Origin of the sequence: Romboutsia sp. BSD2780061687b_171204_C1 (assembly GCF_015560225.1) — a bacterium.
Taxonomy (GTDB): Bacteria; Bacillota; Clostridia; order Peptostreptococcales; family Peptostreptococcaceae; genus Romboutsia_C; species Romboutsia_C hominis.
Genome location: NZ_JADMRK010000001.1, coordinates 898,504 through 915,911, shown reverse-complemented (window position 1 = coordinate 915,911; position 17,408 = coordinate 898,504). Strand labels below are relative to the sequence as shown.

Genomic DNA, 17,408 nt, shown 5'->3' with positions numbered 1-17,408 from the left:
TTAAGATAGAGGAGAGTTTTTATAGTACGTAAAATCAAACTTATCAGAATAGGGAAAATTACAATTTCCTAGAATAGAAAAAGGGGGACTTACCCGTGATAGAAGTTATAAATAATTTTATTTCATCTATGGGGATTGTTAATATATCATGGCAACAAATAATTATGATTTTTATTGCTTGTATTTTATTATATTTAGCAATAGCAAAAGAATTTGAACCATTATTATTAGTACCCATAGCTTTTGGTATGTTACTTACAAACCTTCCGTTGGCAGGTGTTATGAATGGGCCAATATCATCAATTAGTAATTTAGAATTAACAAATGAAGCTATAAATGGAACTATAAATACTAAATCACCAGGAGGACTTTTACATTATTTATATCAAGGTGCAAAGCTTGGAATATTTCCACCACTAATATTTCTAGGTGTAGGAGCATGCACAGACTTTGGGCCATTAATAGCAAATCCTAAAACCATGTTACTAGGAGCATCAGCTCAATTTGGGATATTCTTTACATTTATAGGAGCATTACTTTTAGGGTTTACTGGCCTTGAAGCATCATCAATAGGAATAATTGGTGGAGCTGATGGACCTACTGCAATATACTTAACGACAAAGTTAGCACCTCACTTATTAGCACCTATAGCAGTTGCTGCATATTCTTATATGGCACTAGTACCAATTATTCAACCACCTATTATGAAAGCTTTAACAACTAAAGAAGAAAGAAGTATAGTTATGACACAATCAAAGTTGGTGTCTAAAAAAACAAAAATAATATTTCCAATAGCAGTAACAATAGTAGTATCACTATTATTGCCATCAGCAGCTACATTGATAGGACTTCTTATGTTTGGAAATTTACTTAAAGAGTGTATGGTTACAGATAGATTATCAGATACTGCAAGTAATGCTTTAATGAATATGATAACTATATTTTTAGGATTAGCAGTTGGAGCATCAGCAGAGGCAGAAATATTTTTAAGCATGCAAACTATAAAAATATTTGTACTTGGTATAATAGCATTTAGTATAGGAACTGGATCAGGTGTATTATTTGCAAAATTAATGAATAAATTTAGCAAAGATAAAGTAAATCCACTTATAGGAGCCGCAGGAGTATCAGCAGTTCCTATGGCTGCAAGGGTTGCTCATAAAGTAGCACAAGAAGAAAATCCAGGCAATTTCATACTTATGTATGCGATGGGACCAAATGTTGCTGGAGTTATAGGTTCAGCAGTAGCGGCAGGAATACTTCTTAGTTTATTTGGATAAATATATTTAGTAGACGAAGGATATCTCTAAAAGTTTTAAGAATTAAAAGAGATATCCTTTTTTTAGTTAAAATATGGTATTTATATTTAATTGTATAAATTTAAAAAATTTGATGAGAAAAATTATAGGAATTGTTAGTAATTATAATAGAGGAGGGAGATATATGGATATATTAAAATATAATAGTAATGCTTGGGATAATGAGGTTAAAAAAGGAAATAAGTGGACAATGCCTGTAAGTAGTGAAGATGTAGATAAAGCAAGAAATGGAGAGTATAAACTATTATTAACACCAACAAAATTAGTACCCAAAGAGTGGATAGGGAACATAAAGGATAAAAAGGTACTTTGCCTAGCATGTGGTGGAGGACAACAAGGACCAATTTTTTCTGCACTAGGGTCAAATGTAACCGTATTTGATAATAGCAAAGAACAGCTATTAAAAGATGAGCTTATAAGTAAAAGGGATAATCTTAAAATAGATTTAGAACAAGGTGATATGAGAGATTTATCAAGATTTGAGGATGAAAGCTTTGATTTTATATTTCATCCAGTATCAAACACATTTATAGATAATATAGAAAAGACTTGGAAAGAGTGCTACAGAGTACTTAAAAAGGGTGGTGTGCTAATAGCTGGATTTACAAATCCTATAGTATATATATTCGACTTATGTGAATGGGAAAAAGGTAATTTAGCAGTAGCAAACACTATACCTTATTCAGATATAAAGCAACTGCCAAAAGAAAAACTAGAAGAATTTATAAAAAATAAAGAACCTTTAGAGTTTGGGCATACACTTTATAGTCAAATAGGAGGTCAAATTGAAGCAGGTTTTGTAATAGGTGGATTTTATGAAGATAAGATAGAAGATGATATATTAGGAAAATATATAGATACTTATATAGCTACGAAGGCAATAAAATTATAAATAATATATATAATATAGATTAGAAATCTAATTACTTGCAAATTGTACCATAATATAGTAAATTTAAATATATTAAATAGGACATTATATAGCTCAGGAGGAAATTTATGAAATTTAGTAAAGAAAATTTTATATATGAATTTACTAGAAACCAAGCCACCAATGAGGAGATACATGAAAACATATTAGAAGGAATGAATGTACACGGTGCAAACTTTATAATACTAATATGTGCAATAATAATAGCATCTGTTGGACTTAATATGAACTCTACTGCAGTAATAATAGGTGCTATGCTTATATCACCACTTATGGGTTCTATTATAGGTATAGGCTATGGTGTAGGTACTTATAATTTAAAGTTATTAAAAGAAGCTTTTAAAATACTAACAATATCAGTTTTTATAAGTATAATAACATCTACATTATATTTTTCAATAACACCAATAACAACAGCAGGTAGTGAAATATTAGCAAGGACTAGTCCAACTATATGGGACGTTATAATAGCTTTTGTTGGTGGTATAGCAGGAATGGTTGGACTAACTCGTAATAAAATTAGTAACGTAATACCGGGAGTTGCTATAGCTACTGCACTTATGCCACCACTTTGTACAGCAGGATATGGACTTGCTACTAAAAATTATCATATATTTCTTGGTGCAGGATATTTATTTTTTATTAATTGCTTTTTTATAATAACGTCAACTTTTATAGTTACAAAAGCATTAAATTTACCAGCTAGAACTAATTTAGATGATGAAAAACAACATAGGGTAAAAAGAATTATATTAATTACAGCTGTAATAGTTATGATACCTAGCGTATTTTCTGCACTTAATATGATACAAGAAACAATAGATGAAAGTAATTTAGATGCTTTTATTAATACAGAATTAAAAGATCAATATGTAATAGAAAAAAACATAAATACAAAAAATAACACTATAACTTTAGCATTAATTGGAGAAAAAATATCAAGAAATGAATTTAAAATTTTAGAAAAAAATTTACATAATTATGGATTTAAAGATATGGATTTAATAATAAAGCAAGATGAAGGAAGCATATCTGATATAGAAAAGTATATATCTGATATAAAAAATCAAAGTAATATATTTATAAAGGATAATAATGTATCTAATAAGACAGGTGATATAAAAGAAGATACAAATGTGCAAGAAATATCAAAAGAAATAAAAGTTATTTATCCTCAGATAAAAGAAGTATATTTAGGATATGTAACTAGTGATACTAATAGTTCAAAAGAAGTACCGGTACTTATACTATATACAAATGATGAAACCTTAAGCAAAAGTATACCTACTATAGAAAACTGGTTTAAAGCTAGAACTAAAGAAGATGGAGTTAAAGTTTATGTGCAAATGATTTCTACAGAAAAAGAAACTAAAACTGATAATGAATATAAAAAATAAGACACTAATAATAAGTTAATCAACATGTAAAAAAGCACTAAAAATTATAATTATGATTTTTAGTGCTTTTTTACATGTTACAAAAGTAGTATTTTTTACAAATTAATATATAGTTGTTTATGTAATATATATCTAAGTCTATTTCATAGTATTTAGTAAAGGTTAAAAATTAAATTAAGGAAGGGGACAAGTAAATGAAGTCTTTAATAAGAGTTAGGATAGGGACAAATGATGCTAACTATGGCAAAAATGTAGTAGATAGTTCAAAGATACTTAAATTATTTAAAGATGCGGCCACAGAAATACTTATAAAGCATGATGGAGATGAAGGTTTATTTAGATCTTATGACAATATAGAGTTTTTAGCACCTGTATATGCAGGAGACTATATTGAGGTTAGTGGAGAATTAATATCTTTTGGAACCACATCTAGAAAAATGAATTTTGAAGCGAGAAAGGTTATACAATCAGCATCAGATATAAGCGATTCAGCAGGAGAGGTATTACTAAGACCTATAGTTGTATGTAAAGCTACTGGAACTTGTGTAGTTCCTAAAGATAAACAAAGGAAATAGATAAAAATATGAATTATTAAGTTAAATATTATAAAAGTTATAAATATAGAATTTATAGAGTTTATTATACATGAATATATTAAAAATAACTAAAGAATTGGTATAATTTTCAGAAAATTTAATATAGATTAATAAAATATAAAAATAAGGGGGGAATATTTTGAAAGCAAAACCAAAAACCCAGAGAAAGGCAACTCTTATAGAATCTATAATACCATTAATACTTTTAGTTATAGTATTAGCATATTCACTGATAAAACTCGATGCGGATCCACATATACCACTTATAATAGGTTCACTTGTGGTAGGTTGTGTTGGAATATTTAGGCTAGGGTTTAGCTGGAAAGAGTTAGAAGTAACAATACTTGAAACTATAAAGATGGCAATGCAGGCGATACTTATACTTATGATAGTAGGTACACTTATAGGAACATGGATACTAAGTGGAACAGTACCATCAATGATTTATTGGGGGCTTGAAATATTATCACCAGCAATATTCCTACCAGCAACTACAATAATATGTGCAATAGTATCACTTGCTACTGGATCATCTTGGACTACAGCAGGAACTGTTGGTATTGCACTTATTGGTATCGGGCAAGGCCTTGGAATGCCAGCTCCACTTGTAGCAGGAGCTATAATATCTGGGGCATACTTTGGAGATAAAATGTCACCACTTTCGGATACTACAAACTTAGCACCAGCAATGGCAGGATCAGAGCTATTTGAACATATAAAACATATGATATACACTACTGGACCAGCACTTATAATAGCACTTATACTTTATGGAATAATAGGTATGAAATATGCAGGCAAAGAACTTGATATGGCAAATATTGAACTTATAAGAAGTACACTTAGTGATTCATATAATACTTTATCACCGATACTATTTATCCCACCTATTTTAGTAATAATACTTGTCATATGTAAAGTACCAGCGATACCAGGATTATTAATAGGAACACTACTAGGTGGAATATTTGCATATTTCTGTCAAGGATCTAATTTAACTGATATAGTAGGAGCTGCTCATTATGGATATGTATCAGAAACAGGAGTAGCTGATGTTGATGCACTATTAAGTCGTGGTGGTCTTGATTCTATGATGTGGACAGTTTCACTTATATTATGTGCACTTAGTTTAGGAGGATTACTTGAAAAAACGGGAATGCTAGAGGCACTATCAAGTGCACTTTTGAGATTTGCAAAAGGTTCTTTTGGATTAGTTTTAGCTACTATAGTATCTTGTATAGGAGTAAATTTAGCGACTGGAGACCAATATCTATCAATAGTTTTACCAGGAAGAATGTATAAAAATGAATTTAGAAAAAGAGGATATCATCCAAAAAATTTATCAAGGGCACTAGAAGATAGTGGAACACTAACATCACCACTTATCCCATGGAATACATGTGGGGCTTATATGTGGGTAACTTTAGGAATTCACCCATTTGCTTATTTACCATTTGCATTTTTAAACTTAATAAATCCTATAATATCTTTAATATACGCAGCTACTGGTATAACTATAGAAAAATTACCTCCTGAAGAAATGGGAAAAGTTAAAGAAGAAATAGAAAAAGGTATACTATAAATAAGAAAGAGGCTATCTTAATTAAAGATTAGCCTCTTTCTTATTTATAGAAAATTTTCAAAAAAAGTCTATTTTCAAACTTTATATGACAAATTTTTATAAAAAAGAAGGAGTATAAGAGAAAGCGAAGAATATTTATATATAAAAAATAATATATATAAAATTTATTAATAAATATTAGGATAAAAATTTTTAATTAATAACAAATGATGCTTATTAATAATTATAAGTATATGTAATACTGACTTATATATAAAAAAAATAATATACAAAAAATGTAAAATATAAAGAGGTAATATGAAGAATAAAGTAGAATATTATATATTATAAAAAGAAAATGTAAAAAAATAAAAATAAAAGAAGGAATATAGAAATAAATACAGAATATAATACATAAGAAAATATTTATCCTAAAATTTTAGCTACAAATTAAAAATGTAAAAAAATAAAAATAAAAGAAGGAATATGAAAATAAATGCAGAATATTAAGAACATGAGGAAATATTTGGTTCAAAGCTGTAATTATAAATCACTAAATTACTAAATTGCTAAGAGAGGAAATAGGACATCTGTGTTACTATTAGTAAATAGGATATAAGGATGGAAAAAATATGTTTAAAAATTTAATTTGCACTAAAGAGGGGAATATATACATAATTAATATAGCTAGGGAAGAATATTTGAATTCTTTAAATGAAGAAGTATTAAAAGAATTAGATATGGCTATTGATATCATCAAAAAAGATGAGGAAATTTATGTAGGTATAATAACAGGTCAAGGAAGAGCTTTCGTAGCAGGGGCAGATATAGAAGCTATGAAAGATATGAATTTTGAAGAAGCGAGAAGATTTTCAAAAACTGGAAATGACTTGTTTAGAAAAATAGAAAACTGCGAGAAGCCTATAATAGCGGGGATAAATGGATTTTGCCTAGGTGGAGGATTAGAGATTGCTATGAGTTGTGATATTAGAATAGCAAGCACAAAAGCAAAATTTGGACAAGTAGAAGTCAATCTTGGTATATTACCTGGATTTGGGGGAACTCAAAGGTTATCTAGAATAGTTGGAATAGGGAAAGCTAAAGAACTTATATACAGTGCCCAAATAATAAAAGCAGAAGATGCACTAAACATAAATCTAGTAAATAAAGTTACATCGCATGAAACTTTACTAGAAGAATGTATAGATATGGCAAAGCTTATTGCATCTAAAGGTCAACTTGCCGTAAGATATGCTAAAAATGCTATAAATAAAGGGTATGAAATAGATATAGATAATGCTATAAATCTAGAAAGCTATCTATTTGGGCTATGTTTTGCAAGTTATGACCAAGAAGAAGGTATGAGTGCCTTTTTAGAAAAAAGAGATCCAAAATTTAATATACATTGTGATAAAAAAGTAAGCAGTTCATTATAGGGGGAAATATCATGAAAATAATGGTAATAGGAAGCGGTACTATGGGAAGTGGTATTGCAGAAGTACTTATATCTAATGGACATCAAGTAATACTTAGAGATTTAAACAATGACAGTATAGAAAAAGGGATTAAGTTAATAACAAAAAGTTTAGAAAGAAAAGTAGCAAAAGAGAAGATAAAAGAAGAAGAAAAAAATGAAATACTAAACAGACTTAACTCAACTATAGAATTAGAAGAAGCAAAAGATTGTGATTTAGTAATAGAGGCTATAGTTGAAAATATACAAATCAAAAAACAATTACTTAAAGAACTAGATGAAATATGTAAAGAAGAAACAATATTTGCAACAAATACATCATCATTGTCGATAACAGACCTATCAATAAGTACCAATAGACCTGAAAAAGTAATAGGAATGCACTTTTTTAACCCAGCACCAGTTATGAAATTAATAGAAGTAATAGACGGTATGCTAACATCAAAAGAAACCCACAATACAATATTTGAATTATGTAAACAATTAAATAAAACTCCTGTAAGTGTATCTGAAGCACCAGGATTTGTAGTTAATAGAATTCTAGTACCTATGATAAATGAAGCAATAGGAATATTTGCAGAAGGCATTGCAAGTGCAGAAGATATAGATAATGCAATGAAATTAGGAGCAAATCATCCAATAGGACCATTAGCATTAGGTGATCTTATAGGCCTAGACGTATGTCTAAATATAATGGAAGTACTATATAGTGAATTTGGGGATTCAAAATATAGACCACATCCACTTCTTAAAAAAATGGTTAGGGGTGGCATGTTAGGAAGAAAAGTTAAAAAAGGATTTTATGATTATCAATAATTAATTATAAAATTCTTTAAATAAACAAAAAAAATTTTATATTGTCAAGGGAGGAAGAATATGAGAGAAGTTGTTATAGTATCAGCAGTTAGAACTCCTATAGGATCTTTAGGTGGGGCACTTAAAGATGTAAGTTCTGTAGAATTAGGAAGTATAGCGGCTAAAGAAGCAATAAAAAGAGCTAATATAAATCCTGAAATAATAGATGAGGTGTTAATAGGAAATGTATTAAGTGCAGGCCTTGGACAAAATGTAGCAAGACAAGTTGCTATAAAAGCTAATGTCCCAGTAGAAACTCCAGCACTTGCTATAAATAAAGTTTGTGGTTCTGGTCTTAGAGCAGTTAGTATGGCAGCACAGTTTATAGCTCTTGGAGATTGTGATGTAGTACTTGCTGGTGGATGTGAAAGTATGAGTAATGCACCATATTTATTAAATAGAGGTAGATATGGATATGGACTAGGGGATAATAAAATAGTTGACTCTTTAGTAAATGATGGCTTAACAGATGCCTTTAATAATTACCACATGGGGATAACTGCAGAAAATTTAGCAGAAAAGTTTGGTATAACTAGAGAAGAACAAGATAAATTTGCTCTTTTAAGTCAGGAAAAAGCTAAACAGGCTCAATTAAACAATAGATTTAAGGATGAAATAGTTGAAGTTTTAATACCACAAAGAAAAGGTGATCCTATTGTATTTGATACTGATGAGCATCCAAAGCATAACACTACTATAGAAAGATTATCTAAATTAAGACCAGCATTTAAAAAAGATGGAACTGTTAGTGCAGGAAATGCATCAGGAATAAATGATGGTAGTGCTATGGTTATACTTATGAGTAGAGAAAAGTGTGATGAATTAGGATTAAAACCATTAGCAAGTATAGTTTCTTATGCTTCAGCAGGGGTTGATCCATCTATAATGGGTTATGGTCCAGTTCCATCAACAGAAAAAGCTCTTCAAAAAGCAAACTTAAACCTAGATGATATAGATTTAATAGAAGCAAATGAAGCTTTTGCAGTACAAGCTTTATCAGTATCAAAAGGATTAGACTTTGATATGGAAAAAGTAAATGTAAATGGTGGTGCAATAGCACTTGGGCATCCAGTAGGAGCTAGTGGATGTAGAATATTAGTTTCTTTAATACATGAAATGCAAAAAAGAGAAGATGCTAACCTAGGACTTGCTACACTTTGTATAGGTGGTGGACAAGGTACTAGTTTAATAATAAAAAAATGCTAAAATAGTGTATTCAAAAGAGGGGAGAAATTTATGGAAAAATATGAATTATTAAAACAAATGTATAGAGAGTTTACAGTAAATGAGGTAGCTCCTATAGCTCATGAGATAGATGAAGAAGAAAAATTCCCATATGCAACAGTTGATAAGATGGCTGAATGTGGAATGTTAGGAATACCTTTTCCGAAAGAGTATGGTGGAGAAGGAGGAGATTATTTAGGATACACATTAGCTGTTGAAGAACTTTCAAAAGCTTGTGGAACTACAGGGGTAATATTATCTGCTCATACTTCATTAGGTGCTAATCCAATATATGAATTTGGTACAGAAGAACAAAAGCAAAAGTTTTTAGTACCACTTGCAAAAGGTGAAAAATTAGGTGCTTTTGGTTTAACTGAACCTAATGCAGGTACAGATGCATCAGCTCAACAAACTACTGCAGTTTTAGATGGAGATAATTATATATTAAATGGAACTAAGATATTTATAACTAATGCAGGTCCTGCTGATATATATATAGTTATGGCTATGACTGATAAATCAAAAGGAACTCGTGGAATATCAGCTTTCATAGTTGAAAAAGGAACAGAAGGATTTACAATAGGTAAAAAAGAGAAAAAGCTTGGTATAAGAGGTTCTGCAACTTGTGAACTTATATTTGAAAACTGTGTAATACCTAAAGAAAACTTATTAGGTAAAGTTGGACAAGGATTTAAAATAGCTATGAAGACACTAGATGGTGGTCGTATAGGAATAGCTGCACAGGCATTAGGAATTGCACAAGGTGCATTAGATGTTACAGTTGATTATGTAAAAGAAAGAAAGCAATTTGGTAGAAGCTTATCGGCATTTCAAAATACTCAATTTGAACTTGCTAATATGAAAACTAAAATAGAAGCTGCAAGGCTTTTAGTATATAAGGCTGCAAGCAAAAAAGATGCAGGTAAACCATATAGCGTAGATGCTGCTATGGCAAAACTTTATGCATCTGAAGTAGCGATGGAAGTTACAACTAAAGCAGTTCAACTTCACGGAGGATACGGATACACTCGTGAATATGATATAGAAAGAATGATGAGAGATGCAAAAATAACTGAAATATACGAAGGAACAAGTGAAGTACAAAGAATGGTTATAAGTGCAGACTTACTTAAATAGCAAATTTTTAGGAGGAAAGAATATGAATATATTAGTTTGTGTAAAGCAAGTACCAGATACAACAGAAGTAAAATTAGATCCTAAAACTGGTACATTAATAAGAGATGGTGTACCAAGTATTATAAACCCTGATGATAAAGCAGGTATAGAAGAAGCAGTAAATTTAAAAGAAAAAATGGGTGCAACAGTTACAGTGTTAACAATGGGACCACCACAAGCTAAAAATGCATTAAAAGAAGCAATAGCCATGGGTGCTGATAAAGCAATACTTCTTACAGATAGAGCTTTTGCAGGAGCTGATACATTAGCTACTTCAAAAACTATAGCAGGAGCTATAAAGAAGTTAGACTATGATTTAATAATAGCAGGAAGACAAGCAATAGATGGAGATACCGCACAAGTTGGACCTCAAATAGCAAATCATCTTGATATACCATCTATAACTTATGTTGAAAAGTTAGAAGTAGAAGGTGAGAATGTAATAGTAAATAGAGCTTTTGAAGATGGATATCAAGTTATAAAGGCTAAAATGCCACTTCTTATAACTACTTTAAAAGAAATGAACACTCCAAGATATATGAGAGTTTCTAGAATATATGATTGTATGAGAGAAGAAAAAATAGAAACTTGGACTTTAAAAGATATAGATGTTTGTTTAGAAGAGATAGGACTAAAAGGTTCTCCAACAAAAGTTAAAAAATCATTTACTAAGGGTGTTAAAGCAAAAGGAACACTTTATGATGTAGATGAAAAAGAAGGAGCATCAATAATAGTAAATGCTCTTAAAGAAAAGTTTATAATAACTGAAGCTAAGGCTTAAAAACTAAACAATTTGACGAAATATTTCTCAAAGAGTAGTGATTATAGGAGGAAAAATAATGAGTGTAATGGTTTTTGTTGAGCAAAGAAGCGGTGAGATCCAAAATGTTTCTTTGGAATTAATAGGAAGAGGTAAAGAGTTAGCAGATAAATTAAATAGTAAAGTAAGTGCAGTGCTTCTTGGACATAATGTTAAAAGTTTAAGTGAAGAGCTTATACAATATGGTGCAGATGAAGTAATTTGTGTAGATGATGAAAACTTAGATGTATATGTTACTAATACATACACTAAAGCACTTTGTGATGTTATAAATAAAAAAGATCCAGAAATAGTTTTAGTAGGAGCAACTACAATAGGTAGAGATTTAGCACCAAGAGTTAGTGCAACTATTGGAACAGGGCTTACAGCAGACTGTACATCACTTGAAATAGATGATGAAACTAGTGGCCTTTTAATGACTAGACCTGCATTTGGTGGGAATATAATGGCGACTATAATATGTCCAAATCATAGACCACAAATGAGCACTGTAAGACCAGGAGTTATGAAAAAGTTAAAAAAAGATACTACAAGAACTGGAAATGTTGAAAATTTTGCAGTAGATTTTAGTGAAAATGGTAAAAATGTAGAAGTATTAGAATATGTAAAAGAAACTATAAAGAAGGTTAACATAGAAGATGCTAATATACTTATATCAGCAGGAAGAGGAATAGGTTCTAAAGAAAATATGGATGATTTATATGAATTAGCAGACATATTAGGGGCTGAAGTAAGTGCTTCTCGTGCTGTAGTTGATGCAGGATGGGTTGATAAATCTCGTCAAGTAGGACAAACTGGTAAAACTGTAAGACCAGACCTTTACCTTGCTTGTGGTATATCAGGAGCTATACAACATTTAGCTGGAATGGAAGAATCTGAATTTATAGTGGCTATAAATAAAAATAGTGAAGCACCTATATTTGAAGTTGCAGATGTTTCTATAGTAGGAGATGTTAATAAAGTTATTAAAAATTTAATACAAGAATTAGCATAATAAATTTAAATTTACTAATTGGTGTAGGTCTAGTAAAAAGGCCTATCCCAGTTATTAAATATACAAACAAACATAAAGGGGGATTTTCACATGAAAGCAATGATAAGAATAAGAATGGGAAGTAATGACGCTCATTATGGTGGAAATTTAGTAGATGGTGCTAAAATGCTTCAATTATTTGGAGATGTAGCTACTGAATTACTAATACAAAATGATGGTGATGAAGGATTATTTAAAGCATATGATAGTGTAGAGTTTTTAGCTCCAGTATATGCTGGTGATTATATAGAAGCAGTTGGTGAAATAGTTAATGTAGGAAATAGCTCAAGAAAGATGGTATTTGAAGCTAGAAAAGTTATAGTACCAAGAACTGATATAAATGAATCAGCAGCAGAAGTTTTAGAAAATCCAATAGTAGTATGTAAAGCTAGTGGAACTTGTGTAGTGCCTAAAGATAAACAAAGATTATAGTTACTTAGGGGGAGACTTTAATATGCAAAAGGTTATAATAACTGCAGCTATATGTGGTGCAGAGGTAACAAAAGAACATAATCCAAATGTTCCATATACTGTTGAAGAAATAGTAAGAGAAGCAAAGTCTGCTTATGATGCTGGAGCAAGTATAATACATCTTCATGTAAGAAAAGATGATGGAACTCCAACACAAGATATAAATAGATTTGAAGAATGTATAGAAGCTATAAAGGTTGCTTGCCCTGATGCAATTGTTCAACCTTCAACTGGAGGAGCAGTTGGAATGAGTAATGAAGAAAGAATTCAACCAGTAAATTTATCTCCAGAAATGGCAACTCTAGACTGTGGAACTTGTAACTTTGGTGGAGATGAAATCTTTGTGAACACTGAAAATACTATAAAAGAGTTCGGAAAGAAAATGATAGAATTAAATGTTAAGCCAGAAATAGAAGTATTTGATAAGGGTATGATAGATATGGCTCTTAGACTTAACAAAAAAGGATTTATAAATGATAATATGCACTTTAACTTTGTAATGGGAGTTAATGGAGGTATAAGTGCTACTTATAGAGATTTAATGTTTATGAGAGAAAGTATACCTGAGAATGCTACATTTACAGTAAGTGGAATAGGAAGATCTCAATTTGATATGGTGGCTTTAAGCATATTATTAGGTGGACATATTCGAGTAGGATTTGAAGATAATGTATATATGAAAAAAGGAGTCCTAGCATCATCAAATGGAGAATTAGTTAAAAAAGCTGCAAATATAGTAAAAGAGCTTGGAAGAGAAGTAGCAACACCTAAAGAAGCTCGTGAAATACTAGGTTTGAAAGCAAATATATTAAGCACACAAGAAGCTTAAACAATTTAGGGGGAAGCTAAAATGAGTAAAGTTGTATCTTTAGAAACACTAAAGAATCTTTTTAAAGATGATATGACTATCATGATAGGTGGATTTTTAGGCTGTGGAACAGGGGAAATCCTTATAGATTCACTTATAGAATCTGGTGCTAAAAATTTAACTATAATAGGAAATGATACTTCTTTTGTTGATAAGGGAATTGGAAGGCTGATAGTAAATAATCAAGTTAAAAAGGTTATAGCATCTCATATAGGAACAAATGCGGAAACTGGAAGGTTAATGAATGAAGGTAAACTAGAAGTTGAATTATCTCCACAAGGAACTCTTATAGAAAGAGTAAGAGCAGGTGGATTTGGTCTTGGTGGAATATTAACTCCAACAGGAGTTGGAACTTTAGTTGAAGAAAATAAAGAAAAAATAACGGTAAATGACAAAGAATATTTATTAGAATTACCATTAAGAGCAGATATAGCGCTTGTAAAAGGTAGCCTAGTAGATACATTTGGAAATACAGTTTATAAAGGAACTACTAAAAACTTTAACCCAATGATAGCTATGGCAAGTGACCTAGTAATAGTTGAGGCTGAAGAAGTAGTAGAAGCAGGAAGTTTAGATAAAGAGATAATAATGACTCCAGGTGTAGTAGTAGATTACATAATAAAGGAGGCAAAATAAATGAATCCTAAAGAAATTATAGCTAAAAGAGTGGCTAAAGAATTTGAAAATAATCAATTAGTAAATTTAGGGATAGGACTTCCAACATTAACTGCAAACTACATAGAAGAAGGCATAAATGTAACTTTCCAATCAGAAAATGGAATGGTTGGTATGGGTAAAGTTGCTAATGAAGATGAAGTAGACCCATATATAACTAATGCAGGTGGTCAATTTGTAACTATAAATGAAGAAGGAGCTTTCTTTGATTCATCAATGTCTTTTGGTCTTATAAGAGGAGGACATGTAGATGTAACAGTTCTAGGAGCTTTAGAAGTAGATCAACATGGAAATCTAGCTAACTGGATAGTACCTGGAAAGATGGTTCCAGGTATGGGTGGAGCTATGGATTTAGTAGTTGGAGCTAAAAAGGTTATAGTTGCAATGCTACACACTGTAAAAGGTAAATCTAAGATACTTAAAGAGTGTACTCTTCCATTAACTGCAAAAGGTGTAGTTGATATGATAATAACTGAACTTGCTGTTATGGAAGTAACAAAAGAAGGTTTAGTTGTAAAAGAAATAAGTGAAGATGTAACAATTGAAGAATTAAGAGAAATGACAGATGCAGATTTAATAATATCTGATGATTTAGTATATATGCAAGCACAAACAGTATAATAAGGGGGATTAGTCATGAAAGGATGTAAATACGGAACACACAGAGTTATAGGGGAAAATGTACTTCCACAACCAGCTAAAAAAATAAACAATGATATGAATATTTATGATAATGAAATATTAATAGATGTTCAAGCTTTAAACATAGATTCAGCAAGTTTTACTCAAATAGAAGAAGAGTGTAACCATGATGTAGAAAAAATAAAGTCAAGAATATTAGAAATAGTAGAAGAAAAAGGGAAAATGCAAAACCCAGTTACTGGTTCTGGTGGAATGTTAATAGGGACAATAGAAAAAATAGGATCTGATTTAGTAGGAAAAACAGATTTACAAATAGGAGATAAGATAGCTACGCTTGTATCATTATCATTAACTCCATTAAAAATAGATGAAATAATAGACATAAAAGCAGATATAGATAGAGTTGAAATAAAAGGAAAAGCTATATTATTTGAAAGTGGTATATATGCAAAATTACCAACAGATATGGAAGAAAACCTAGCATTAGCTGCTCTTGATGTTGCTGGTGCTCCGGCTCAAACACAAAAGTTAGTTAAAGAAGGGGATAGTGTTTTAATACTTGGAGCTGCTGGTAAATCTGGAATGCTTTGCTGTTATGAGGCTAAAAAGAAAGCTGGAAAAAATGGTAGAGTAATAGGACTTGTTAGAGATGAAAAACAAAAAGCATTCTTAAAAGAAAATAACCTTGTAGATGAAGTTATAGCTGTAGATGCACAAAATCCTAATGAAGTACTTAAGAATGTATTAGAAGTTAATGAAGGAAAAGAGGTAGATTTAGCTATAAACTGTGTAAATGTTCAAAATACAGAAATGAGTACAATACTACCTGTTAGAGACGGTGGAGTAGTATACTTCTTCTCAATGGCAACAGCATTTACAAAGGCAGCACTTGGAGCTGAGGGTGTAGGTAAAGATGTAGATATGATAATAGGAAATGGATACACTAAAGGTCATGCAGATGTTACAATAGCAGCTTTAAGAGAAAGTGAAACAATAAGAAATATATTCAAAAAATTATATGTATAAAATATAAGGGGTGGAGATTATGGAAAGAAAAATATTTACAGACGTTAGTAATGAATTATGGAATGATTGGACTTGGCAAGTAAAAAATAGAATAACAACAGTTGAAGAATTAAAAAAATATATACCACTTACAGAAAGTGAAGAAGAAGGGGTTAAGGAGTGCCTTAAAACTCTTAGAATGAGTATAACTCCATACTACTTATCATTAATAGATCCAACTAATGCAAATGATCCAATAAGAAAGCAAGCTATACCAGTTGCAAGTGAACTTAAAGTATCAGATGCTGATTTAGATGATCCACTTCATGAAGATGGAGATTCACCAGTGCCAGGACTTACTCATAGATATCCAGATAGAGCATTACTTTTAATAACAGACCAATGTGCAATGTATTGTAGACACTGTACAAGAAGAAGATTTGCTGGACAAAATGATGGAGCTCAACCAGTTGATAGAATAGATAAAGCTATAGAATATATAAGAAATACTCCAGTTATAAGAGATGTATTATTATCAGGTGGAGATGCACTTTTAATGAGTGACGAGAGATTAGAGTATATAATAAGCAAATTAAGAGAGATACCACATGTTGAAATAATAAGAATAGGAAGTAGAACTCCAGTAGTTATGCCACAAAGAATAACTGATAATTTAGTAAATATGCTTAAGAAATATCATCCAGTATGGTTAAACACTCACTTTAATCATCCAAATGAAATAACTAAAGAATCTATAGAAGCTTGTAAGAAGATGGCAGATGCAGGTATACCTCTAGGAAACCAAAGTGTTTTACTACGTGGGGTAAACGATTGCATGCACGTAATGAAGAAATTAGTTAATGATTTAGTAAAAATAAGAGTTAGACCATATTACATATATCAATGTGATTTATCTAATGGAATAGAGCACTTTAGAACTCCAGTATCTAAAGGTATAGAAATAATAGAAGGATTAAGAGGACATACATCAGGATACTGTGTACCAACATTTGTTGTAGATGCACCAGGTGGTGGAGGTAAAACTCCAGTTATGCCAAATTATGTAATATCTCAAAGCTACGATAAAGTAATACTTAGAAACTTTGAAGGTGTTATAACTACTTATACAGAGCCAACAAACTACAATCATACATGTGAATGTGAAGTTTGCAAAGGTGAAAAAGAAGTTCATAAGGTAGGGGTAGCAGGTCTTTTAAATAATGAAAGAATGGTACTTGAGCCAACTGAATTAGATAGAAAGAAAAGAGAGCTAAGTACTCAATTAGGTTAGTAAAAATTAACATTAAAAGATATTATAGGTAATATTACCTATAATATCTTTTAGAAAAATCATTAAAATC

17 protein-coding genes are annotated in these 17,408 nt (G+C 30.7%); all 17 read left to right on the top strand.

Annotation, left to right across the window (positions count from 1 at the left end):
• The first annotated feature begins 95 nt into the window (after window positions 1-95).
• The 17 genes from I2H23_RS04610 (at window position 96) to ablA (ending at window position 17,338) form a co-directional block, all read left to right on the top strand.
• Window positions 96-1,280 carry a sodium ion-translocating decarboxylase subunit beta gene (locus tag I2H23_RS04610; protein ID WP_092925673.1) on the top strand — a complete coding sequence of 395 codons (1,185 nt, stop codon included), beginning with the start codon at window positions 96-98 and terminating at the stop codon, window positions 1,278-1,280.
• Window positions 1,281-1,443: 163 nt separating this feature from the next.
• Window positions 1,444-2,211: a class I SAM-dependent methyltransferase gene (locus I2H23_RS04605; RefSeq protein ID WP_195581129.1), complete on the top strand. Its 768-nt coding sequence runs from the start codon at window positions 1,444-1,446 to the stop codon at window positions 2,209-2,211.
• Between the two features lie 107 nt (window positions 2,212-2,318).
• On the top strand, window positions 2,319-3,647 hold the full coding sequence (locus I2H23_RS04600) for a DUF389 domain-containing protein (RefSeq protein ID WP_092925677.1): 1,329 nt from the start codon (window positions 2,319-2,321) through the stop codon (window positions 3,645-3,647).
• Window positions 3,648-3,841: 194 nt separating this feature from the next.
• Window positions 3,842-4,222 carry a hotdog domain-containing protein gene (locus I2H23_RS04595; RefSeq protein ID WP_092925679.1) on the top strand — a complete coding sequence of 127 codons (381 nt, stop codon included), beginning with the start codon at window positions 3,842-3,844 and terminating at the stop codon, window positions 4,220-4,222.
• A 160-nt stretch (window positions 4,223-4,382) separates the two neighbouring features.
• Window positions 4,383-5,825 carry a Na+/H+ antiporter NhaC gene (gene nhaC / locus I2H23_RS04590; protein ID WP_092925681.1) on the top strand — a complete coding sequence of 481 codons (1,443 nt, stop codon included), beginning with the start codon at window positions 4,383-4,385 and terminating at the stop codon, window positions 5,823-5,825.
• A 611-nt stretch (window positions 5,826-6,436) separates the two neighbouring features.
• Complete coding sequence (locus tag I2H23_RS04585) at window positions 6,437-7,240, top strand: enoyl-CoA hydratase-related protein (protein ID WP_092925683.1); 804 nt, start codon at window positions 6,437-6,439, stop codon at window positions 7,238-7,240.
• Between the two features lie 11 nt (window positions 7,241-7,251).
• Window positions 7,252-8,094 carry a 3-hydroxybutyryl-CoA dehydrogenase gene (locus I2H23_RS04580; protein WP_092925685.1) on the top strand — a complete coding sequence of 281 codons (843 nt, stop codon included), beginning with the start codon at window positions 7,252-7,254 and terminating at the stop codon, window positions 8,092-8,094.
• 60 nt (window positions 8,095-8,154) lie between these two features.
• Window positions 8,155-9,339 (top strand): acetyl-CoA C-acetyltransferase, encoded by a 1,185-nt coding sequence (locus I2H23_RS04575; protein WP_092925687.1) that lies wholly within the window; start codon window positions 8,155-8,157, stop codon window positions 9,337-9,339.
• A gap of 30 nt (window positions 9,340-9,369) precedes the next feature.
• On the top strand, window positions 9,370-10,494 hold the full coding sequence (locus tag I2H23_RS04570; RefSeq protein ID WP_092925689.1) for an acyl-CoA dehydrogenase: 1,125 nt from the start codon (window positions 9,370-9,372) through the stop codon (window positions 10,492-10,494).
• Between the two features lie 22 nt (window positions 10,495-10,516).
• Window positions 10,517-11,314, top strand: coding sequence for an electron transfer flavoprotein subunit beta/FixA family protein (locus tag I2H23_RS04565; protein WP_166505475.1), 798 nt, complete (start codon window positions 10,517-10,519; stop codon window positions 11,312-11,314).
• A 58-nt stretch (window positions 11,315-11,372) separates the two neighbouring features.
• Window positions 11,373-12,347, top strand: coding sequence for an electron transfer flavoprotein subunit alpha/FixB family protein (locus tag I2H23_RS04560; protein WP_195581128.1), 975 nt, complete (start codon window positions 11,373-11,375; stop codon window positions 12,345-12,347).
• A gap of 90 nt (window positions 12,348-12,437) precedes the next feature.
• Window positions 12,438-12,818, top strand: a complete 381-nt coding sequence (locus I2H23_RS04555; RefSeq protein WP_092925695.1) for a hotdog domain-containing protein — start codon at window positions 12,438-12,440, stop codon at window positions 12,816-12,818.
• 22 nt (window positions 12,819-12,840) lie between these two features.
• Entirely contained in the window at window positions 12,841-13,686 is an 846-nt protein-coding gene (locus I2H23_RS04550; RefSeq protein WP_195581127.1) for a 3-keto-5-aminohexanoate cleavage protein, read from the top strand.
• A gap of 21 nt (window positions 13,687-13,707) precedes the next feature.
• Window positions 13,708-14,361 (top strand): 3-oxoacid CoA-transferase subunit A, encoded by a 654-nt coding sequence (locus I2H23_RS04545; RefSeq protein WP_092925699.1) that lies wholly within the window; start codon window positions 13,708-13,710, stop codon window positions 14,359-14,361.
• On the top strand, window positions 14,362-15,021 hold the full coding sequence (locus I2H23_RS04540; RefSeq protein WP_092925701.1) for a 3-oxoacid CoA-transferase subunit B: 660 nt from the start codon (window positions 14,362-14,364) through the stop codon (window positions 15,019-15,021).
• A 15-nt stretch (window positions 15,022-15,036) separates the two neighbouring features.
• Window positions 15,037-16,068: a zinc-binding alcohol dehydrogenase family protein gene (locus tag I2H23_RS04535; RefSeq protein ID WP_092925703.1), complete on the top strand. Its 1,032-nt coding sequence runs from the start codon at window positions 15,037-15,039 to the stop codon at window positions 16,066-16,068.
• Between the two features lie 19 nt (window positions 16,069-16,087).
• Window positions 16,088-17,338: a lysine 2,3-aminomutase gene (gene ablA / locus I2H23_RS04530; protein ID WP_092925705.1), complete on the top strand. Its 1,251-nt coding sequence runs from the start codon at window positions 16,088-16,090 to the stop codon at window positions 17,336-17,338.
• The last annotated feature ends 70 nt before the right edge of the window (window positions 17,339-17,408 follow it).